We start from the raw sequence: 20816 nt of genomic DNA, 5'->3' as shown, positions 1-20816 counted from the left end.
CAGGCTAAGTTAGAACTAGCTAATCGGCTAAAGGTATCTATTCAAAAAAAAACTGTTCGGAATTTACGGTCAGCTAGGTATTTCGTGGGCAGCTGGGATGATTCAAGCACTGCTGAGGAAATAATTGACGAAATTAAGCAAGCCCGTAGATTTAATAGAACTCTTGAAAGTTTATGAAACAGTATCTTTTAGATACCAATATTGTTATTTTTCTTTTCAAAGGTTTGAAAAATATTGGAGATAAAATTGATTCAGTTGGACTTAAAAATTGCTTCATTTCTGAAATTACACTTGCAGAATTAGAGTATGGGGCGCTCAAAAGCCAACGACCTGAACACCATTTGGCTATTTTAAACGAATTTCTTGAAGAAATTGAAGTCTTACCCATCTATAATGCCATAAGTATTTATGCCTCAGAGCGCGTACGACTAGAGCGTTTAGGAACAAGAATAGATGACTTTGACTTGTTGATTGGCGCGACGGCAGTAGCAAATAGTTTGGTAATTGTTACAAATAACGTTGCCCATTTTGAACGTATTTTAGGAATAGAAATAGAAGATTGGTTGAAACTATAAATGTCAGCTTGTGACAAACTCCTCGCCGAAGATGGCTCTTTGATGTTTAGAAAAGCCCTTATTCGGACATTGGAAGCCCGTCCTGAGGAACGTATGACGTTGTTTGAATCCTTCGCCGAACAAATTCAAAAAAACGCCGTTTATGAAGACGTTCATAAGTCGTGGACGTATCATTTGCACATGGGCACCGACGGCTCACGTATTTTTCGGGGGGGAATTGGTTTTTCATTGGTCATTGACCCTCAAGGAAGGCTCTGGCGAGCTGCTACCTACGAAGATTTTGAAACTACCTATACCATCACCTCCACTTCTTGCGAGATTGACACCATGAGCCCCCTTTACGCCAACATGCGGGAGTATGTTTTGGATTACTACGAAAATTAAAAAAACACTGCGTCTTATTTTCCAAAAATCCCCAAAAACTTGGCGGGTATTTTGCTTTCGTATCGAAGGTAGTTGTTCGTAACAGGGTGGGTAAGTCCAAGAACCCAAGCGTGTAGCCCAAGTCGATGAAGCGGATTTTGGGAAGAACCGTATTTTTTATCTCCTACGACCGAATGCCCAAGGTCTTGCATGTGGACCCGAATTTGGTTTTTGCGACCTGTCTCCAATTCCACTTTTAAAAGCGAAAAATGAGCATTGGATTGCAGCGTTTCGTAGTGGGTAATCGCTAGTTGACCTCGTTCTGGGTTTTTGGAAGAATAAACAATCGTGGCTTTGCTTTCCTGTAAATACGAACGAATCGTGCCCTGTGGAGGGTTTGGTTTTCCTTCCACCAAAGCAATGTACGTTCGCTCTTTGGTATCTGGCCCCCATGTCGATTGAAGTTTATTTTTTATGTCTTCACTTTTAGCAAAAACCATTACCCCCGATGTATCACGGTCGAGGCGATGAACGATGAAGATTTTATTTTTGGGGTCTTGGGTTTTTACGTGCTCGCTCAACATTCGGTAGGCTGTAGGCTCGTCGCCTTTGTCGGTGGCAATGGAGAGCAAACCTGCCTCTTTCTCAACGATAATCAAATACGCATCTTCAAATAGAATCCGAATGCCCTTTGTGGGGCGCTGTGCGGGTTTTACCGATTTTTTAGGACTTATCTCAACCGTTTGGCCTGCTGCTAAACGATGATTAAATTGGGTAACGCTTCGACCGTCCACGTGGATTTGACCATCACGAAGTAAACTTTTGATGTTGGTACGACTGTGATGGGTTAATTTTGACAGTAAAAATACCATCAGTTCGATCTCTTCGGTCACTTGTAGCTTCATCGTAGCGTTGGAATAATTGAATGATTTGCCCCAAAGGTACGCAAATAGCTAGAATCAGTGCGTTGATTAATACTGCTCACCTGCGCCGCCACCTCCAAAATCTCCTCCTCCCATTTTTACTTCTTGGGATGCGGCTGATTGGGTTGTTTTGGTTAAATGCGAAAGAACCACCGTTTGGAGGAGGTTGGTTTTGCTACTCTCAGGGGTGATGCTAAAACCAAATTTTGGGATTTTTAAGTAGCGTAAAAGAGCATAGGCGAGGCTTGCTAAAATTAGCCCGCCGAGCAAAAGACCCCATTCAAGCGGAAGCAAAGAATGATAATGACGGTAAGTAACGATGGAATAAAGGGCGGAAACAAGGGCTACGACGATGATGGAACGGTCACGTAATCGAATCCCTAGCCCAAGTTGTAAGAGCGGAACCAGAAAGGTGAGTGTCCAAAAAAGCCACGCAAATTGGATTTCGGGCGCAGGCATTGGTAAGTCGTTTAGAGAGGCATTGGCGTATCGGACAACCATATAATTTACGCTTAAATAGGCACAAAGCAAAGCCACAGGAAGCGTCCATTCGAGGGCAGTTTGCCAGTAAAAAGCGGTTCGACGCTTTGAGAAGCGGTGCATTAAAAAAAACAATGCGACCGAAACCCCCGATAGTATGAATGGTAAAAATGCTTTCCCGAGTGGGTGTTTAATCAACAACGACGAGAAGATAAATAAGAAGTCGAAAAATAAACCTAATGCTACCAACGGTTCGCCAAAACTATAGACAGCCATGAGCAAAAAGGGTAAATAAAGCAACCCAAACTGCCAAGGCTCTTTAAAATTGTTGATTTCAGAAACCTTCATAAAAATAGGCCCTAAAGACCCCAGTATGCAGTATATAAGTGCATTGTCGATGCCTGAAAAGTAAAGTTTGCGCTGACGAATGATGTGAACTAATCCAAAAAGTGTTCCGCCACCGTACAACAAAGCCCCGATGGGTAATCCCCAATTGGCATCGCCCATGAGAAGAAGCGTAAAAAACGAACCTCCAAAACCAAATCCAATGAAGCCAAAAATAAATAAAAGCGCTTTGATGAATATGTTGGGAGAGTAGGGGAGGTCAGCGTGAAGTTTTTGAGCTGCTTCTGCCTGTGCTGTTGTCAAAGTACCTTCTTTTTGGAGTTTTTTTGCCAAACCAAGGGCGTAGCGGTTTATTAGCCAAGATTCCTGATATACCTTCATTGTGTTAGTTGGTTAACCATTTTTTATAGTTTAAAATAAACATCACAACTCCACCCGCGCTGGCAAGGAAGTAAAAACCGCCAAAGACCATCCAAAAACCAGCGTCGTCGATTTTGCTGAAGAGCAAATAGGTAAAAGCGATGTAACCGTACAAAATGGCCATTAGTAAAAAAATGAATGATTGCTTTTGCCGAGCGTACCACACAAAAAAGGTGCAACAACCCGCTATTAATAAGGCATACAAAAACCAGTAGCTAGAGGTGAAAAGCCCTGCCAAAGCTCCAATGAAAAATAGGTTGCCCGTCAGGATTAAATAGGTGTTGGTAAAATGAGTTTTGATGCCACGATGCGCAAGTCCAAAACTGACGCCACCCACTACCAACGCAAAACCAACGGCGGTATGGATGATTTGGGAACTTCCAAAATCATTTCCCGTCAATACTTCCAAGGGAGCGATACTCAACCCTACCCAAGATGCCAAGGCGGTGAGCCCCATCGACAAAACACCTCGGTGGTCGAAACGGTAAGCACAAAAGATAAACACAACCGCTGGTAGAAAAGCCGCTAATCCATAACGCGTGCCAAAAAGCGAATAACGCCATTGGGCGTAGCCCTCAAGCGAAAGAAATAATAGGGCGCCGAGCAATAATACAAAATCAACAAACTTGCCTTCGGAGTTGACTTCTGAAACTGAAAATGGAGAACTGTGTCGATAGGTATAGAAAAAGCATCCCAATGTTAGCAATGCCAATACCACAATGAGTGCATCGTGTCCAATGGTGTCGATGTGCAAATAGACGAGCATCCCTGCGCCCGAAGTAAACAACACAAGGCCAATGTAAAGCAGGTTTCGGAGGAGGGTGTACAACGAAACTGGGCGCGTGTTTTCTGTTTGCTTGATGGTTTCAGCACTGGCAGGTGAAACAATTTCGTGGGTTTGCCACTGAGCTAAAATTTCAGATAAAGGGTTCATATCCCAAAGATGAGCGTAATTTTTGTAATTATGAAATCGACTTATTTTTCGTAGAATTTAAATTTATATGAGTTGAAAATAAACAAAATTGCGATTTAATTTATTGATTATTAGTGAGATAAAAGCACTAAGTCCTAAGCCGTAAACTATAAACAGAAACCCGAAAAGATATTTTTTTACTTTTTAATGTCCGACTAAACGATTCATGTCCTAATTTTGCACAATTTTTGAGCTGGCGGTACAGCCGAATAACCCCACAAAACAAAAAAATGCCTAAAAATCCCAACATCAACTCAGTCCTCATCATTGGTTCAGGCCCCATTATCATTGGTCAAGCTTGCGAATTTGACTATTCTGGTTCACAAGCGGCGCGTTCTCTTCGTGAAGAAGGAATTGAGGTCATTCTGATTAACTCGAATCCAGCGACAATCATGACAGACCCCATCAACGCTGATCACGTTTATCTGAAGCCACTAGAGAAAAAGTACATTGTTGAAATTTTAGAGAAACATAAAATCGACGCCGTTTTGCCAACTATGGGTGGTCAGACGGCGTTAAATTTAGCTATTGATTGCGACAAAGCGGGTATCTGGAAAAAGTACGGTGTACAAATCATCGGGGTGGACATCAAGGCCATCGAGACGACCGAAGACCGTGAAAAATTCCGCCTCAAAATGATTGAGTTAGGAGCTGGCGTTTGTAAAGGTCGCACGGCGAAGTCGTTTTTGGAAGGAAAAGAAATTGCCCAAGAAATTGGCTTCCCACTCGTAATTCGCCCCTCATTTACCCTTGGTGGTACGGGAGGTGGTTTCGTAAACGAGGCCAAAGACTTTGACAAAGCACTTCAACACGGTTTGTTGGCCTCACCAGTACACGAAGTGTTGATTGAGCAAAGCGTAATGGGCTGGAAAGAGTACGAATTGGAGCTTTTGCGCGACGGCCTCGGAAACCTTATCATCGTTTGTTCGATTGAGAACTTCGACCCGATGGGTATTCACACGGGCGATAGCGTAACGGTTGCCCCTGCGATGACGCTACCTGACACGCTCTACCAACGTATGCGTGACTTGGCGATTTTGACCATGAACGGTATCGGTAAGTTTGCAGGAGGCTGTAACATCCAGTTCTCGGTAAACCCAGAAACGGACGAAATCATCGTGATTGAAATCAACCCACGGGTGTCGCGTTCGTCGGCGTTGGCCTCGAAAGCAACGGGCTATCCAATTGCGAAAATTTCGGCAAAAATGTCGATTGGTTACAACCTCGACGAGCTTATCAATCCAATCACAGGCAGCACATCGGCGTTCTTTGAGCCTACAATTGACTACGTTATCGTAAAAGTACCACGCTGGAACTTCGACAAATTCCCAGGGGCTGACCGTTCATTGGGCTTGCAAATGAAGTCAGTGGGTGAAGCGATGGGTATCGGACGTAACTTTCAAGAAGCCCTTCAAAAGGCGTGTCAGTCGCTCGAAATTCGTCGTAACGGTTTAGGTGCCGACGGGAAAGAAGTAACTGATGTAGAGGTAATTAAAGATAGCCTTGCGCATCCAAGTTGGAACCGCCTGTTCCACATTTATGATGCCTTCAAATTGGGACTTTCTTTCAAAACGATCCAAAATTTGACAAAAATCGACCCTTGGTTTTTGCATCAAATTGAAGAACTCGTTGAGTTAGAAAAAGATATTCAGAAATACGACCTCGAAGATATTCCAGCGAGCTTGGTATTGACGGCCAAACAAAAAGGATACGCCGACCGCCAAATTGCGCATTTGCTGGGAGTAAAGGAAAGTCGTATCTATAAATTCCGTCAGGAACACAACATCAAGCGTGTGTTTAAGTGCGTTGATACGTGTGCGGCAGAGTTTGAAGCTAAAACACCTTATTATTATTCAACATTCAGCGTTTCGCAAGACGAACCTGAGAATGAATCGGTAGTTTCAAACCGCAAAAAAATAGTCGTATTAGGTTCAGGCCCTAACCGCATCGGACAGGGTATTGAGTTTGACTACTCTTGTGTTCACGGGGTGTTGGCGGCTAAAGAGGCTGGCTACGAAACAGTGATGATCAACTGTAACCCTGAGACGGTTTCTACCGACCCTGATATTGCGGATAAACTCTACTTTGAGCCTGTTTTCTGGGAACACGTTCACGCCATTATCCAACACGAAAAGCCAGAAGGCGTTATCGTGCAGTTGGGTGGACAAACGGCCCTGAAAATTGCTGAAAAATTAGAGCAATACGGCATCAAAATCATCGGAAGTAGCTTCGATACCCTCGACTTAGCCGAAGACCGTGGCCGTTTCTCGTCGTTGTTACGCGATTTGGGCATTCCATATCCTAAGTTTGACACTGTTCGTACGTCAGATGCCGCCGTTGAAATTGGTAAAAATCTTGGCTTCCCATTGTTGGTTCGTCCAAGCTACGTTTTGGGTGGACAAAGCATGAAGATTGTCTTGAACGAACAAGAATTAGAACAACACGTTGTGAAAATCTTGAACGATATTCCAGATAATAACATCTTGCTTGACCACTACCTCGAAAACGCCATCGAAGCCGAATCAGATGCCATTTGTGACGGTGAAGATGCGTACATTATTGGCGTGATGGAACACATCGAACCTGCTGGTATTCACTCAGGTGACTCGCATGCTACCTTGCCTCCGTTCCATTTGACGGAAGACGAAATTCGTCAAATTGAGGAGATTACGTTGAAAGTAGCCAAAGCGATGAAAGTGAAAGGCTTGATTAACATGCAGTTTGCTGTAAAAAATGGCGTAGTGTATGTCATCGAAGCCAACCCACGTGCATCACGTACGGTACCGTTTATTTGCAAAGCATACCAAGAACCTTACGTAAACTACGCAACCAAGTTTATGTTGGGCGACAAAAAAGTGTCGGATATTCAGTTCAATCCTGTGAAAAAGGGATGGGCGATTAAGATTCCTGTGTTCTCGTTCAACAAATTCCCGAACGTAAACAAGGAACTCGGACCAGAAATGAAATCAACGGGAGAGGGTATTTACTTCATTGATAGCCTTGAAGATGATTTCTTCCAAAAAGTATATGGCGAACGTAACCTTTACTTGAGCCGCTAGTTTTAAGTTGATACAATACATAAAAAGCCTCTGCGAAAGTAGGGGCTTTTTTTAAGCTAAAAAACGAATACCTTGGCTGTATGAACACGAAAAAAGTCCCTATTCTAAAAGTTATTACCTCGACTTCAAAATCAGAAGCAGTCAATGACCTAGTGGTTGTTGAAGAACCTCTTGAAATTCGGATAGAATATTGGGATGTGGTTCATGGCTGGGTCGAAAAACCTATTTCAATAACGATGCGCACGCCTGGTGAAGACGAGGCACTTGCGGGAGGTTTTTTGTTTACGGAGGGGCTTTTGAAAAACGATGACATTGATTCGGTGACGGCGCATTTGGATAACACCGTAACGGTCAAATTAAAGCCACACATTCGCCCTGATTTACAGAAACTTCAGCGTAATTTTTATGCGACTTCAAGCTGCGGTGTTTGCGGGAAATCTTCTTTGGATGCGTTGGGTTATTCGTATGAAAGTACTGCCTTTGGTAATGTCAAAATGAAAGCGAGTGTCGTGGTGTCGCTGCCTGAAAAACTCAGCACTTTTCAACGGATTTTTGACCAAACGGGCGGGATTCATGCGGCAGGTGTGTTTGACGAATTTGGGAATATGCAACTGTACGCCGAGGATGTAGGTCGCCACAACGCAGTGGATAAAATCGCAGGCAAGGCACGACTTACTACGGCCCAAACATTTAAGAATCATGCGCTTGTACTAAGTGGGCGGGCTTGTTTTGAATTGCTACACAAAGCGCTGGCGTTGTCTATCCCCATCATTGTTGCGGTGGGGGCACCTTCTAGTCTTGCCATTGAGACTGCCGAACAATACGGGCAAACCCTCATTGGCTTTACCCGCGACGGGCGTTTTAATGTGTATTCAGGGGCGAGTCGGATTTTGGTTAGTGAGTAGTGTTAGCAGACCGATAGTATTCTGCGAACATCTGCGAGTTCGGCGGGGGAAACGTTTATATGACGAAAGGAAAAATGGGGGCGAAAGCCCCTTTTTCGATAAAGATTGATATTGCACAGAAGGAAATTGATTTTGCGTGATGGGTCTTTGAAAAAACCTCTATTTTTGCGAAGTTATGTCCAATTATTTCGTGGAATACATCTATTTTAGCCCTTAGCCTTCCAATCTCGCAATGACCTTTGACATAAAAGAACACATTGATACCCACAAAATGACACGGTTGCAGTACGCGACGGTGTTTATTTGTTTGTTGATGAACATGCTCGACGGCATGGACGTAATGGTAATTTCCTACACCGCACCTGCCATTGTAAAAGCATGGGGCATAACGCCCGAGGCGCTCGGCATTGTTTTTAGCTCTGGCTTGGTCGGGATGACTCTGGGAGCGATGTTTTTGGCCCCTAAAGCGGATGTGATTGGCCGTAAAAACATGATTTTGTTAAGTGCTGTACTGATGGGAATTAGCATTTTTAGTACATCATTTGCCCAATCCATTGAGTTTTTGGTAGTTATTCGGCTCATTAGTGGGATAGGGATTGGGGCGATGTTGGCAAGCACCGCTACGCTGACGGCAGAATACACCCCAAACAAAACCAAAGATTTTTGGGTAAGTTTTGTGATTTCAGGTTACCCAATTGGGGCAGTGTTGTCGGGGTTAGTTGCAGCGAAAGTAATACCGCAATTGGGCTGGGGTACGATGTTTCAATTGGCAGGTTTTTGCACTACACTTTCAGTGCCCTTGATTCACTTTTTGTTATCGGAGTCGCTTGATTTTTACTTTAAAGCACAACCTACCAATGCCCTTGGTAAAGCCAACCAGATTTTGGATAAAATGGGCGTAACTAGCCTGTCTCAACTTCCAATAAAACCTGCCGAACAAGCAGCGGTGTCGTTCAAATCGATGTTAACGGAAGAGTTTAAACTGCCGACCTTTCAACTGTGGGGGGCGCTTTTTATGGCGTTTGCTACCCTTTATTTTTTGACCAACTGGATACCGAAACTCGCCACCAACGCGGGACTTTCGATGGAATTGGCGATTTATGCAGGCACAGTTTTTAATCTTGGCGCATTTGTTGGGATTGTCATTCAAGGCTATTTTTCAAGCAAATATGGCTTAAAACGTACCATTTGCACTTTTTTGATTTTGACGGGCGTACTGATGATTGCTTTTGGCTGGTTCAAAGGTTCTTCGTGGTTGTTGGTTATTTTTGGATTGATAGGCTTTGGTATCCAAGGTGGTTTTGTAGGGCTTTATGCCGTAGCGGCGCGGATGTACCCCACCGAATTTCGCACGACGGGCGTAGGCTGGGCCATCGGTTCAGGGCGCTTAGGCGGCATCATTGGCCCATTATTAGGCGGTGTCCTCATTGGAATGGGACTTTCAATGACGGTCAATTTCTTGATTTTTTCCGTTCCTACCATCATCGCAGGAATAATCACGATTTATATTTCGTCAAAACGAATCAGTTAACTCGGCATCTGTTGTGGAGTTCTAATTTGCCCTTATATGTCTTATATGGTTCAAAAAATGAAGCACGCTAGTTCTTCCTAAATTCACTAGGTGAAACCCCCGTTACTTTCTTAAAAAGCCGTGTAAAATACGCTGGGTCTTTGAAATTGAGAAAATAAGAAACCTCCGAAATCGAGTAATTCGTATTAAGGAGGTATTTTTTTGCTTCATTAATCAGATGCTCATGGACAATCTGCAAAGCCGATTTTTGGACAATCGCCTGGCAAATGCGGTTTAAGTGGACGGGTGTAATCGTTAACTCTTTGGCATATTCATGAATAGACTTTGATTCTTGCAACGACTTCCGAATGCTTTTTTGAAAAAGCTGAAAATAACGCAATGTCCGATTGTCGGACGAAGTAGAGGCGCTGCTTAGTCGAAGGGAAAAACGGTAAAGGTGCGTAAAAAAGAGTTGAAATAACGACTGTAAAACCACCTGTTTTTCGACAAAATCTTCGTATAATTCTTTTACAATGAGGCTTTTAAATCCCATCAATCGTTCAAAAGTTTCAAAATCTTCATCAAAAGAAAGCACCCGTAAATGATTGATTTCTAGCAATGTTTTGGGTGAGTTTTTTAATAATCCTTCCAAAAATGAGTCAGAAAATGTCAGGACTTCGCCGTTGATGTTGGGTTGAAACACAAAACCGTGAAGGCTGTGCGCGGGGATGGTCGCAATGCAAGGCCCCGTGAGCGTCCATTCTTTTTGCTCAGAAACAAGCAACCCTTCCCCACTTTTAATCAAAAACACCTGAAACAAATCCGTGTGCAAGTGTTCCTTTATTTCCCAATCGTATATTTTACTCCGAGTTTCGAGGGCTTCAAAATGGATAAAGTTGGGTAAAAGAGAATGAGGATTGTCGCCGTAAAGCCCTTTAAAATGGACCAATGCCTTTTGCATAATGGATGTTTGAAAATTACAAGCTAAAAAAGTTAAGGTTTTGCGTATTTTTTTCGACGATTTTCATCAAAAATGACCACAAAATAGTAGCCAATCGGGTGGGGTACTCCCCGTTTATAATAACAACTCCAAGACGGAATTGACGTTAAAACGCGCAGTGCTTCATCGTCGAAAATCGCCTGTTGAGATTTTTTGAGGAGGCGGATGCTGTCAGGAAAAGGGCGAGCGCCGCTGAGAATTTCAGCAAAAACCTTGACGGGTTTTGATAAATCGGGCAATAGCTGCCAATTGATGTGGCTGTAAACATAGTTCAGTAGGCTATCATTCTTTTCTGCATACACGGAAAGTTGAGTTTTGGAGTTGTCAAATTCTTGATAATGAGTAACAAATCCGTTTTTTAACGTTAATTCTATTTCTTTCTCATGGATGGCGACGTAGGATTGAGTATAATATAGTAATTTACCTTGAGGTACCAGCAAAGGCACTGATAGCCAGATTGCTGGAAGCTTTCCACGGATGAGTTGGTTGGGAAATAGGGTGTTTAAATCGGCCTTGGTTTTATTGCTAGGGTAATCGCAAGTGTAAATGTTGACGAGAAAGAGCGTATCATGTTGAATTTCCCACTCAGCGATGTGTCCCCGCCAGCAGCCCGTGTTAAAAGGGGCTTTTTGTGTTCCAAAAAGGGTTTTAGAGAATTTATTAAAGGTTGGATGAGAATTCAACGGGGCAGTGTACAAAGACAACGTATCGCCTTGCCAAATCAAGCGGTCGGGAGCTTGTCCTGTTGCCAACGCCCAGAGAGGTGAAAGTAAAAAGAGCAGGTAGAGCAGACGCATGACAAGAATGAATCGTATGGTACAAAGTTAACCAAAAAATGTTTGTTTTGTACAAGTTATATTTTGATTTATCCAAGATAATCTTTCACCTTCCCGCTACTTTTGTTGTGTTCTTTAAGCAGATATTTTCCCAATCGTTGCACAACATGAGCACAATCATTTATAACCGTTTTGACGAGGAGGTACACCCGCCACGTTTATCGCCCGACTACAAATCTACCGTCCTTCGGGCTCCTACCAAGCCTTTGATTGTAGTGAAGCAGTCGCTTAGTGAATTGACAGGGCCGATTTTTGGTGATTTTAATTTAGGCCCCCTTGACCATGATTTAACCAAAAATTCGGTGGTCAATGGGCAACCTTTGGGAGAACGAATTGTGGTACACGGTCGGGTTGTAAATGAAAACGGTCAGCCGATTCCGAATACGCTCATCGAAATTTGGCAAGCCAATTCCGCGGGGCGTTACGTACACAAAGTAGATCAACACGATGCTCCGCTTGACCCCAATTTCTTAGGCGCGGGTCGTTGCATGACCGACAAAGACGGGAATTATAAATTTTATACCATTAAGCCAGGTGCGTATCCTTGGGGAAATCACTACAACGCATGGCGTCCCAACCACATCCATTTTTCGTTGTTTGGCGCCAATATTACCAATCGTTTGGTGACACAAATGTATTTCCCAGGAGACCCGCTCCTTCAGTACGACCCCATCTTTTTGGGCGTACCGCCCAAGGGCAGAGACTTACTCATTTCCCAGTTTGATTTGAGCATTACGGAACCACATTTTGCCTTGGGATATCGTTTTGATTTTGTGTTAAGAGGCCACAATCAGACTCCATTTGAAAATAGTTAATTATTCGGATTTAACGAATGATTCAAATAGCTTGAACGGGTTGTATTCGTCATTCGAAAAATTCATAAATCGTCATTCGACTATGAAACAGACTCCCTCTCAAACGGTTGGCCCTTATTTTGCCTACGGCCTTTCCCCTGAGCAATATTTATACGATTTTAAACAACTGGTCGGTAATCAGTTGGTGAACCCAATCGATGAACCCGATGCCATAGCCATCACAGGCAAAGTGTTTGACGGAGAAGGGGTTGTTATTCCTGATGCGATGATTGAAGTATGGCAGAACGATGGACAACAACAACTTTTTGGCCGCTTTGGTACAGGAACCGACTCAAAAAATCGCTTTGTTTTCTATACCAAAAAGCCTGCATCGGTCAATGGACAAGCACCTCATTTAAGTATCATCGTGTTTATGCGCGGGCAGCTGATTCACTCTTATACTCGCCTGTACTTTTCTGATGAAGCCGAACTAAATGCAACTGATGAGGTGCTCAATGTAGTCCCCGAAGAACGTCGCGCTACCCTCATTGCTCAAAAAACGCCGTCAGGTTACGAATTTGACATTTGGATGCAAGGCGAAAACGAAACCGTATTTTTTGATATTTAAGTGCTTACGCACAGTTAATCGTTATTTGTTAACCGTTAACCGAATTGATGAAAACAAAATCGTACTTTTCAAACATTGTAATTCAACCTACAAGTCGTCAATCTGTACTTGAAATTCGACCTTGAAAATGAGTCTTTATTCCGCCTATTTTTATTCAGAGGAAGTCAATTCGCTTTTTTCGGAACAGGCTACTGTTGCACAAATGCTGCGTTTTGAAGCGATTTTGGCTGAATCCCAATCGGTTCATAGTATTATGCCTTCAACATCGGCGGAAATAATAGCACAATGTTGTGCAGTCGATTTGATTGACATAGAGAAGCTTAAATCAGAAATAAAGTTAGGAGGAAATGCGGCGATTCCGCTGGTCAAACAATTGACTCGTATTGTCAAAAACAACGATGTAGAAGCCTCGAAAATGGTGCATTTGGGCGCTACCAGTCAGGATGTTGTCGATACGGCAATGGTGCTTCAAATCAAAGCGTTTTTGGCGTGGTTAGAGTCAAAACTTAACCAATTACGTCAGTTGTTGATAGCGCTAACTCAAAAACACCGTTCGACTCTGATGATTGGTCGGACTTTACTTCAGCAAGCCCGTCCGATTACATTTGGACTCAAAACGGCAGGGTGGTTAGAGGGAATTGTACGTTCGCAAAACCGCCTAACGGAGATTCAACCTCGTTTGTTGAAGCTCCAATTAAGCGGAGCCGTGGGCAGCGGAAATGCGTCTATTAACCAAGAAGTTCATCGGACCATGGCACAAGAGTTAGGGTTAACGCCTAGTTTTTCGTGGCAAACCCAGCGTGATAGCTTCGCCGAATGGGCAGGTGTGCTGGGGGTGTTGGTGGGAAGTCTTGGGAAGATTGCCAAAGACGTTTCTCTACTCATGCAAACCGAAGTAGGGGAAGTGATGGAAGGAGCAGCGGAAGGAAAAGGAGGCTCAAGCACCATGCCTCACAAACGAAATCCCGTGACCTGCGCTGCCTTATTGGCCAATGCAACCCGAACCCCTCACTTAGTGGCGACGGTTCTCTCGGCGATGCCCCAAGAACACGAGCGTTCGGCGGGATTGTGGCATTCTGAATGGGAGGTTTTGGTAGAATTGATGACTTTAACGGCAGGTTCGGTCGAACGAGCCATAGAGTTAGTGAGCGGTTTGGAAGTAGATGAAAAACGAATGTTGGCCAATTTAGAAGTGACCAAAGGACTGATTTATGCCGAAAACGTGTCCTTAGCTTTAGCGCCTAAAATTGGGAAAATGCAAGCCCACGAATTGGTGGAAAAGGCGTGCAAAACGGCCATTCACCAGCAGAAACATCTAAAAGAAATCCTGCTTGACCTTCAATTGGATGTGCCTGATTTAGAGGAGCTTTTTAAGCCAGAAAATTCAATTGGATTGAGCTTGGAATTAATTGATACAGTGCTTCGAGTGACGAATGATTCGAATTGAACGAATAACGAATACTAGTATTTCTATGGCTACGAATGAAAGTAGCAAGAGAGCTTTTATCCATTGTTATTTTCACTAGTAGCACTGCTCGTAACTAAGAACAAACTAATTGGCGATTCGAAAAATTCGTCATTCGTAGAACTCGAAATTGAAAAAAGAAATGAACACCAACTACCAGTTGCAAGGTACGCCCAACAGCCCTGTTTTGATATTTTCAAACTCGCTAGGGTCAGAAATGATGATGTGGGACGAAGTAGTTCCGTATCTGTTGCCCTATTTTCAGGTATTAAGATATACGACCAGCCCACGAAATTTAGAAAACCCTTGCTCAATTGGCGATTTAGGCGAGCAAGTGATTCAATTGATGGATGAATTGGGCATTGAAAGCGCCTACTACTGCGGACTCTCGATGGGGGGCTTGATTGGTCAATGGCTGGGGATTCATCATCCGAAACGTTTTCATAAAATAGTTTTGAGCAACACAGGGGCTAAAATCGGGAACGACGAGCGCTGGAATGGCCGAATTGAAACCATTTCTAAAAACGGAATGCAGGCCATCGTTGACGATACCATGGAACGGTGGTTTACGGAGGCTTTTAGAGAAACCAATCCAACACGAGTCGCTGAAACCAAAGCGATGTTTTTACGAAGCGACATCAAGAGTTATTCCAAGTGTTGTGAAGCCATTCGGGATGCCGATTTTCGGGAACAACTCCACCAATTATCGGTAGAAACATTGGTCATTACGGGCGACGAAGACCCTGTGACAAATGTAGAACAAGCGCAGTTCTTGGTCAATCACATTCCCAATGCGCAACTCAAAGTTCTGCACGCACGGCATTTGGCAAGTACGGAATTGCCCAAAGAATATGCTGAGGTATTGATTGATTTTTTGGTAGGGACATCCACTTATGAGCAAGGGATGCACGTTCGTCGCTCCGTTTTAGGCAACGAGCACGTGGATCGCGCCAATGCCAAAACCAATGATTTTAATGCCGATTTTCAGGATTTTATTACGCGTTATGCGTGGGGAGAGATTTGGACTCGCCCCGACTTGTCGAAGCATAATCGAAGCCTGATTACGATGGCGATGTTGATAGCCCTCAACCGAAAAGCGGAGTTTAAAATGCACGTTAAAGCAGCGCTAAACAATGGCGTGACTGTGACCGAAATCAAAGAAGTCATTATGCACGCTGCGTTGTACTGTGGCTTGCCCGCTGCCAATGAAGCCTTTCATACAGCCGAAGAAGTATTTAAAGAAATAAATGGCACATTCTAAAATATAAAATCATCCTGCCTCATCAGCATACTGTAAACATTGATAAAATGAAAGTAATCAAAACCCAAGTCGGTATTATTGGAGCTGGGCCTGCGGGTCTGACGCTTGCACATTGGCTCCGTAAACATGGTATTGAATCGGTGATAATCGAAAATCGAAGCCGTGAATACGTTCAAGCACGTGTTCGTGCAGGATTGTTGGAACAAAACACCGTTGATATTTACAAACAGTTGGGCTTGGCCGACCGACTTGTTCGGGAAGGACAAGAGCACCACGGTGTGTACTTAAGTTTTGATGGAAACCGCATTCGGGTGCCATTTGGAGAACATACCAATGGACGAAATATCACTATCTACGGCCAACAAGAAGTGGTCAAAGACCTAACCGATGCGTGGTTGGCGGGCGGAGGAGAACTTTATTTTGAAGCAGCTGCCACTCAAATTGAAGGTTTTGACTCTACTTCACCCAAAATCCACTTTGTGCACGAAGAAGAAGCAGGAGTGATTGAGTGTGATTTTGTAGCGGCCTGCGATGGTTTTCACGGAGTAGGTCGTAAAACGTTACCCAAAAATACCTTTAATGAGTTTTCTATTACGTATCCATTCAGTTGGTTAGGGATTTTGGCAAACGTGGCTCCTTCTTCGGAAGAACTGATTTACGCTTACCACCAAAATGGTTTTGCCCTGCACAGCCTTCGTTCGGAAAAAGTAAGCCGTTTGTATATACAGGTTGACAACGATGACCAGGTCGATAATTGGTCGGACGACCGTATTTGGGAAGAACTTTCGCTTCGTTTGGGAACGGAGGGTTGGACGCTGAAATCGGGGCCTATCTTTGAGAAAAGTATCACTCCAATGCGTAGTTTCTTTACCGATAACATGCAAGCGGGGCGGTTGTTTTTAGCAGGGGATGCGGCGCATATTGTGCCACCTACGGGCGGAAAAGGACTTAATTTGGCCGTAGCCGACGTAAAACATTTGGTCGATGGCTTTGTGGATTTTTACAAAAACAATTCCATGAAACTGTTGGATGCGTACTCCGAAATTGCGTTGAGAAGAATTTGGAGAGCGCAAGATTTCTCCAACTTTATGACCACGCTTTTTCACAAACAGGATGCGCACGGGTCGTTTCAGTACCATTTGCAAAGGGCGAAGTTTGATTACATCAGTATCTCAAAAGCTTACGCCACCACTATCGCCGAAAATTACGTTGGACTGCCTTTTGAGGCGTTTAGTCCCCTTGACGTTCAAGAACTCTATCAACGTCATTAAAATCAAGTATTTTAATGGTGGCTTGACCTATAGCAGTTTTTGCGTATATAACCCCATTTTCGATTTCAAAATGATCATGCCAATAATCAATTCGAGGATTGTAGAGCCTGATTAAAGTTCGGTCTGGTAAGAGGACAGTTCCAATATCACTGCCTTTATTGACATTGCACTGAAAGCAAGCATAAGCCAAGTTGTCTAAGTTATTTTCGCCACCGTGTTTTATACTAATAATGTGGTCAATTTGATGGGAAATGTAAGCAAATAAATCGGGTTGCAAACAGTATTCACAACGGTAGTTAGCTCGGTCAATTACTTGTTTTTTGAGTGAATCAGCAATATAACGACTCATAAACTCAGTTGTTTTTTTGCTCTTTTTTTTGCCATAATCATGATATGCTGAAGGAGAAGATACCGCTCTAATTCGAGTACCTCTTCCGAACTAAGCTCAGATGTTTTCTTTTTATAAACCAAGTTTTCAACACGCTCTTGCAAAGCAGGGGAAGCTTTATAGTCAAGGATTTGCTGTGGCTCTGGGAATGAAGTGATAAAGTCAATAACTTCATCAATTGGGCGAAGCGTAACCATAGTCTGTTTTTTTTACGAATATACAAATTTCTCGCATAACAATATGAAACAAGTACCCATTATAGACCTTCAAACTGCCGCAAGTATGGTAAAAGAAGGGGATATTTTGCTGCAAGGCGGTTTTGGAATGACGGGTAACCCTGTCCATCTCATGCACGCTTTGGCCGAAATTGGGACTAAAAATCTGACATTTATTGGCAACAATACGGGAGAGCCAGGCTTAGGAGGAGGGCGCTTGCTACGCAACGGTCAACTCAAAAAAATGATAGGCTCTTTTTTCACCTCCAACCCCGATGCCGTTAAGGCAGCTCAATCGGGGGCGGTGGCGTATGAGTTACTTCCGCAAGGAACATTGGCCGAGGCGCTTCGAGCGGGTGGGGCGGGCATTGGTGGATTTTATACCCCTACTTCGGCGGGGACACTTATCGCCCAAGGGCGTGAAACCAAGGTCATTGACGGTGAAGAGCAGGTGTTTATCAAAGCCTTACGGGGAAATGTCGCGTTTATTCGGGCGTGGCGGGCCGATACCGCAGGAAACTTGCAGTACCGAATGACCGAAAATAACTTCAACAAAGCGATGGCTACTGCTGCCGATTTGGTGATTGTAGAAGTGGAAGAAGTAGTTCCCGTGGGCGAAATTGCGCCCGAAAACGTACATACGCCAGGCTGTTTTGTCGATTACGTTGTGGTGGCAAAACTTACCTTGGAAGACTTGGGGACGTCTGCCTCGGTTTCTTCGTCTAAAAAAGTGGATGAAAGCCGTATGAACATGGCCAAACGCGCATTGGCCGAACTCCAGAAGGGAAACGTTGTCAATTTGGGCATTGGAATACCAACATTGGTGGCCGATTTAATCACCGAAGAACACGGTATCATTTTGCACACCGAAAACGGAATGTTAGGCGTTGGCCCCGTGCCTACCGACGGTGGCGGTGCGATGGACTACCCTGTCAATGCGGGAAAGATTCCTGTCACAGCCCTAAAAGGAAGTAGCTATTTTGACAGTGCTGATTCCTTCGCCATGATTCGCGGTGGGCACATCGACGTGGCTATTATGGGAGGATTGGAGGTGGATGAAGCGGCGAATTTGGCCAACTGGGCCGTACCAGGAAAGCCACTGCTGGGCGTAGGTGGAGCAATGGATTTAGCGAAAGGAGCCAAAAAACTTATCATTACCATGACCCACACCAACCCCGATGGCTCTTCTAAAATCGTCCCTCAATGCACTTTACCCCTCACAGCATCGGGGGTAGTGGATATGGTAATTACGGAATTGGCGGTCTTTGAATTTCCGAACGGTAAACTTACCTTAACGGGCTTAATGCCAAACGTCACCCTCGAAGAAGTAATTGCCAAAACAAGTGCTAACTTTGAGGTAGCATTATAAATTTCAACCGAGGTTTTGAGAAACCTCAATGTCGGTTATTGTAACCGACTTCACCCAAACATTTTTATCACAAATGTTGAACATTACGGCCAATGCACTTAAAAACCCTGCCAAAGCGGCGATTGTTGCAGGAGAAGAAAGTTATAACTACCAAGCGTTAATCGACGCATCGAGGGCTTTTGCACACCAACTTCTTGAAACTTCCGCTGACTTGAAGGAAACTCGCGTGGCCTTTATGGTATCGCCAGGCTTCGATTACGTGCGTGTACAGTGGGGCATCTGGTTGGCGGGAGGCGTTGCGGCGCCCTTGTGCATTACGTATCCGCTGCCATCGTTGCAGTATGTTATTGAAGATACCCAAGCCGAAATAGTGGTCGTTGGCCCTGAATATGCCGCTTTGTTAAAAGACTGGGTCTTGGAAAAAGGCTTGCGTTTTATTGTACTGGGTGAAGAAAAAGCGGTAAATGATTCACCAGCGGGGCTGCCAACGTTGGAAAAGAGTCGTCGGGCGATGATTCTATACACCAGCGGAACGACGAGTCTTCCCAAAGGCGTGGTGACGACCCACGCAAACCTCGAAGCCCAAATTTCAACCTTGATAAAATCTTGGAAGTGGAGCGAAAACGACCACATCGTATGTGTGTTGCCGTTGCACCACGTCCACGGGATTATCAATGTCGTTTCGTGTGCACTATGGTCGGGCGCGACGGTGCAATTTTTGCCGTCATTTTCCGCTGAAGCGTTGTTTGAGCTTTTTTTAGCGGGGAAAGTCAACTTGTTTATGGCCGTCCCGACGATTTATTTCAAACTCATTTCTTATTGGGAAAGTTTGCCTGCTGAACGTCAACAAGAAATCACCGAAGCGCTATCGAAGTTTCGTTTGATGGTATCGGGTTCGGCGGCATTGCCCGTAACGGTGATGGAAAAGTGGAAAACAATAAGCACGCACACGCTTTTGGAACGCTACGGTATGACCGAAATCGGCATGGGAATTAGCAATCCTTACGACGGCGAACGCAAAGCAGGATACATCGGAAAACCTTTGGCGGGGGTGAAAGTTCGGTTGGTGGACGATGAAGGAAACGAAGTAAAAGGCCGTGCTGCGGGCGAAATTCAAATAAAAGGCAATAACGTTTTTCTGGAATATTGGCGACGTCCCGAAGCGACGCAAAAAGCATTTACCGAAGATGGCTGGTTCAAAACGGGAGACGTAGCTGTTAAAGAAAAAGGCTATTACCGTATTTTGGGGCGCGATTCGATTGATATTATTAAGTCGGGAGGATATAAAATTTCGGCGCTCGAAATTGAAGAAGTACTTCGCACTCACCCTGCCATCAAAGATTGTAGCGTGATTGGCATTCCCAACGAAGAATGGGGTGAGTTGGTCGTAGCAGCTATCATCACCGACGGCGTAGCGGTTGATTTGAAGGAGTTGAATACGTGGATTCGGGAAAAAATGCCTGCGTACAAAACCCCGCGTCAGTACAAAATAGTCGCCGATTTTCCGCGTAACGCCATGGGGAAAGTGACCAAAAATGACTTGAAACCGTTGTTTTTGTGAGAATAATCTGAATATTCCTCTAACTCCAGCCTTTAAGCTGGAGTTAGAGGAGAGTAATCATAATTGCCTAATTTTCAAATTCTCAAATTGAATTAATTCCTGCCCCATGGTCATTTACGGTGTCGCCCTTTTAGCATTTTGTTACCTCGTCGGACAAGTCGTCGGCGAATACCTCGGAAGTTGGTTGGGGGTAGAGGCCAACGTCGGCGGGGTAGGTTTTGCCATGCTTTTGCTGATTGTCGTCAACAGTTGGTTAGAAAAGCAGGGAAAACTGGATAACTTGACACAATCTGGTATTCAGTTTTGGAATCAGATGTACATCCCGATTATCGTAGCAATGGCCTCTATCCAAAACGTCAAACTCGCCGTTTCGAGCGGAGCGGTGGCCTTGTTGGCTGGAGCGTTGCCCGTTGCCGTTTGTTACTTTATGATTCCTTATTTGACCAAAGCCTTTAAACCTTCAACGGAACAATAA

At 44.2% G+C, this 20816-nt stretch carries 20 protein-coding genes; 13 read left to right on the top strand and 7 right to left on the bottom strand.

Going from position 1 to position 20816, the window contains the following annotated elements; genetic code table 11:
- Window positions 1-173: 173 nt before the first annotated feature.
- Window positions 174-575, top strand: coding sequence for a PIN domain-containing protein (locus AC23N5_RS11010; protein WP_487755607.1), 402 nt, complete (start codon window positions 174-176; stop codon window positions 573-575).
- The gene (locus AC23N5_RS11005; RefSeq protein ID WP_487755606.1) at window positions 576-959 is read left to right on the top strand and encodes a hypothetical protein; all 384 of its coding nucleotides are present in this window, start codon (window positions 576-578) and stop codon (window positions 957-959) included.
- A gap of 14 nt (window positions 960-973) precedes the next feature.
- On the opposite strand, the gene AC23N5_RS11000 is transcribed toward AC23N5_RS11005, so the two are convergent.
- The 3 genes from AC23N5_RS11000 to AC23N5_RS10990 form a co-directional block, all read right to left on the bottom strand.
- Entirely contained in the window at window positions 974-1843 is an 870-nt protein-coding gene (locus tag AC23N5_RS11000; protein WP_487755605.1) for an RluA family pseudouridine synthase, read from the bottom strand.
- A gap of 66 nt (window positions 1844-1909) precedes the next feature.
- Window positions 1910-3067 (bottom strand): hypothetical protein, encoded by a 1158-nt coding sequence (locus AC23N5_RS10995; RefSeq protein ID WP_487755604.1) that lies wholly within the window; start codon window positions 3065-3067, stop codon window positions 1910-1912.
- Between the two features lie 4 nt (window positions 3068-3071).
- Window positions 3072-4040: a DUF2157 domain-containing protein gene (locus tag AC23N5_RS10990; RefSeq protein WP_487755603.1), complete on the bottom strand. Its 969-nt coding sequence runs from the start codon at window positions 4038-4040 to the stop codon at window positions 3072-3074.
- A gap of 269 nt (window positions 4041-4309) precedes the next feature.
- Between AC23N5_RS10990 and carB the strand changes: the two genes are divergently transcribed.
- From carB to AC23N5_RS10975, 3 genes are all read left to right on the top strand, one after another.
- The gene (gene carB, locus AC23N5_RS10985) at window positions 4310-7138 is read left to right on the top strand and encodes a carbamoyl-phosphate synthase large subunit (RefSeq protein WP_487755602.1); all 2829 of its coding nucleotides are present in this window, start codon (window positions 4310-4312) and stop codon (window positions 7136-7138) included.
- Between the two features lie 80 nt (window positions 7139-7218).
- A complete protein-coding gene (fdhD, locus tag AC23N5_RS10980) occupies window positions 7219-8043 on the top strand; it encodes a formate dehydrogenase accessory sulfurtransferase FdhD (RefSeq protein ID WP_487755601.1) in 825 nt (274 codons plus the stop codon).
- 232 nt (window positions 8044-8275) lie between these two features.
- Window positions 8276-9574, top strand: coding sequence for an MFS transporter (locus AC23N5_RS10975; RefSeq protein ID WP_487755600.1), 1299 nt, complete (start codon window positions 8276-8278; stop codon window positions 9572-9574).
- Between the two features lie 67 nt (window positions 9575-9641).
- Here the strand turns inward: AC23N5_RS10975 and AC23N5_RS10970 are convergent, their stop codons facing one another.
- Together AC23N5_RS10970 and AC23N5_RS10965 are read right to left on the bottom strand one after the other, a co-directional pair.
- The gene (locus AC23N5_RS10970) at window positions 9642-10514 is read right to left on the bottom strand and encodes a helix-turn-helix domain-containing protein (RefSeq protein ID WP_487755599.1); all 873 of its coding nucleotides are present in this window, start codon (window positions 10512-10514) and stop codon (window positions 9642-9644) included.
- 32 nt (window positions 10515-10546) lie between these two features.
- On the bottom strand, window positions 10547-11350 hold the full coding sequence (locus AC23N5_RS10965; protein WP_487755598.1) for a hypothetical protein: 804 nt from the start codon (window positions 11348-11350) through the stop codon (window positions 10547-10549).
- A 146-nt stretch (window positions 11351-11496) separates the two neighbouring features.
- Between AC23N5_RS10965 and pcaH the strand changes: the two genes are divergently transcribed.
- From pcaH to AC23N5_RS10940, 5 genes are all read left to right on the top strand, one after another.
- The gene (pcaH, locus tag AC23N5_RS10960) at window positions 11497-12204 is read left to right on the top strand and encodes a protocatechuate 3,4-dioxygenase subunit beta (protein ID WP_183976670.1); all 708 of its coding nucleotides are present in this window, start codon (window positions 11497-11499) and stop codon (window positions 12202-12204) included.
- Window positions 12205-12286: 82 nt separating this feature from the next.
- Entirely contained in the window at window positions 12287-12811 is a 525-nt protein-coding gene (pcaG, locus tag AC23N5_RS10955) for a protocatechuate 3,4-dioxygenase subunit alpha (protein ID WP_487755597.1), read from the top strand.
- 127 nt (window positions 12812-12938) lie between these two features.
- Complete coding sequence (pcaB, locus tag AC23N5_RS10950; RefSeq protein ID WP_487755596.1) at window positions 12939-14258, top strand: 3-carboxy-cis,cis-muconate cycloisomerase; 1320 nt, start codon at window positions 12939-12941, stop codon at window positions 14256-14258.
- A gap of 160 nt (window positions 14259-14418) precedes the next feature.
- Entirely contained in the window at window positions 14419-15537 is a 1119-nt protein-coding gene (pcaDC, locus tag AC23N5_RS10945; protein WP_487755595.1) for a bifunctional 3-oxoadipate enol-lactonase/4-carboxymuconolactone decarboxylase PcaDC, read from the top strand.
- A 47-nt stretch (window positions 15538-15584) separates the two neighbouring features.
- The gene (locus tag AC23N5_RS10940; RefSeq protein WP_487755594.1) at window positions 15585-16808 is read left to right on the top strand and encodes a 4-hydroxybenzoate 3-monooxygenase; all 1224 of its coding nucleotides are present in this window, start codon (window positions 15585-15587) and stop codon (window positions 16806-16808) included.
- On the opposite strand, the gene AC23N5_RS10935 is transcribed toward AC23N5_RS10940, so the two are convergent.
- Together AC23N5_RS10935 and AC23N5_RS10930 are read right to left on the bottom strand one after the other, a co-directional pair.
- On the bottom strand, window positions 16768-17157 hold the full coding sequence (locus AC23N5_RS10935) for an HNH endonuclease (RefSeq protein WP_487755593.1): 390 nt from the start codon (window positions 17155-17157) through the stop codon (window positions 16768-16770). The two genes, AC23N5_RS10940 and AC23N5_RS10935, sit on opposite strands and share 41 nt — an antisense overlap.
- Entirely contained in the window at window positions 17154-17393 is a 240-nt protein-coding gene (locus AC23N5_RS10930; protein WP_122930781.1) for a hypothetical protein, read from the bottom strand. Before AC23N5_RS10930 ends, AC23N5_RS10935 begins: the two co-directional genes overlap by 4 nt.
- Window positions 17394-17436: 43 nt before the next feature.
- Between AC23N5_RS10930 and AC23N5_RS10925 the strand changes: the two genes are divergently transcribed.
- From AC23N5_RS10925 to madL, 3 genes are all read left to right on the top strand, one after another.
- Window positions 17437-18780, top strand: a complete 1344-nt coding sequence (locus AC23N5_RS10925; RefSeq protein WP_487755592.1) for a 3-oxoacid CoA-transferase — start codon at window positions 17437-17439, stop codon at window positions 18778-18780.
- A gap of 73 nt (window positions 18781-18853) precedes the next feature.
- Window positions 18854-20341: an acyl-CoA synthetase gene (locus AC23N5_RS10920; RefSeq protein ID WP_487755649.1), complete on the top strand. Its 1488-nt coding sequence runs from the start codon at window positions 18854-18856 to the stop codon at window positions 20339-20341.
- Window positions 20342-20447: 106 nt separating this feature from the next.
- Entirely contained in the window at window positions 20448-20816 is a 369-nt protein-coding gene (gene madL / locus AC23N5_RS10915; protein WP_183972274.1) for a malonate transporter subunit MadL, read from the top strand.

This window comes from Runella sp. R5_40 (assembly GCF_057652295.1).
This window is presented reverse-complemented; position numbering and strand designations above follow the sequence as displayed.

Bases quoted from the DNA above. Each gene is read 5' to 3' on its own strand.
- AC23N5_RS10935 (WP_487755593.1), bottom strand. From the start codon at position 17,157: ATGAGTCGTTATATTGCTGATTCACTCAAAAAACAAGTAATTGACCGA.
- AC23N5_RS10990 (WP_487755603.1), bottom strand. From the start codon at position 4,040: ATGAACCCTTTATCTGAAATTTTAGCTCAGTGGCAAACCCACGAAATT.
- pcaDC (WP_487755595.1), top strand. From the start codon at position 14,419: ATGAACACCAACTACCAGTTGCAAGGTACGCCCAACAGCCCTGTTTTG.
- madL (WP_183972274.1), top strand. From the start codon at position 20,448: ATGGTCATTTACGGTGTCGCCCTTTTAGCATTTTGTTACCTCGTCGGA.
- AC23N5_RS10920 (WP_487755649.1), top strand. From the start codon at position 18,854: ATGTTGAACATTACGGCCAATGCACTTAAAAACCCTGCCAAAGCGGCG.
- AC23N5_RS10965 (WP_487755598.1), bottom strand. From the start codon at position 11,350: ATGCGTCTGCTCTACCTGCTCTTTTTACTTTCACCTCTCTGGGCGTTG.
- pcaB (WP_487755596.1), top strand. From the start codon at position 12,939: ATGAGTCTTTATTCCGCCTATTTTTATTCAGAGGAAGTCAATTCGCTT.
- AC23N5_RS10940 (WP_487755594.1), top strand. From the start codon at position 15,585: ATGAAAGTAATCAAAACCCAAGTCGGTATTATTGGAGCTGGGCCTGCG.
- AC23N5_RS11005 (WP_487755606.1), top strand. From the start codon at position 576: ATGTCAGCTTGTGACAAACTCCTCGCCGAAGATGGCTCTTTGATGTTT.
- AC23N5_RS10925 (WP_487755592.1), top strand. From the start codon at position 17,437: ATGAAACAAGTACCCATTATAGACCTTCAAACTGCCGCAAGTATGGTA.
- fdhD (WP_487755601.1), top strand. From the start codon at position 7,219: ATGAACACGAAAAAAGTCCCTATTCTAAAAGTTATTACCTCGACTTCA.
- AC23N5_RS10995 (WP_487755604.1), bottom strand. From the start codon at position 3,067: ATGAAGGTATATCAGGAATCTTGGCTAATAAACCGCTACGCCCTTGGT.
- carB (WP_487755602.1), top strand. From the start codon at position 4,310: ATGCCTAAAAATCCCAACATCAACTCAGTCCTCATCATTGGTTCAGGC.
- pcaG (WP_487755597.1), top strand. From the start codon at position 12,287: ATGAAACAGACTCCCTCTCAAACGGTTGGCCCTTATTTTGCCTACGGC.
- AC23N5_RS10930 (WP_122930781.1), bottom strand. From the start codon at position 17,393: ATGGTTACGCTTCGCCCAATTGATGAAGTTATTGACTTTATCACTTCA.
- AC23N5_RS10970 (WP_487755599.1), bottom strand. From the start codon at position 10,514: ATGCAAAAGGCATTGGTCCATTTTAAAGGGCTTTACGGCGACAATCCT.
- AC23N5_RS11010 (WP_487755607.1), top strand. From the start codon at position 174: ATGAAACAGTATCTTTTAGATACCAATATTGTTATTTTTCTTTTCAAA.
- AC23N5_RS10975 (WP_487755600.1), top strand. From the start codon at position 8,276: ATGACCTTTGACATAAAAGAACACATTGATACCCACAAAATGACACGG.
- pcaH (WP_183976670.1), top strand. From the start codon at position 11,497: ATGAGCACAATCATTTATAACCGTTTTGACGAGGAGGTACACCCGCCA.
- AC23N5_RS11000 (WP_487755605.1), bottom strand. From the start codon at position 1,843: ATGAAGCTACAAGTGACCGAAGAGATCGAACTGATGGTATTTTTACTG.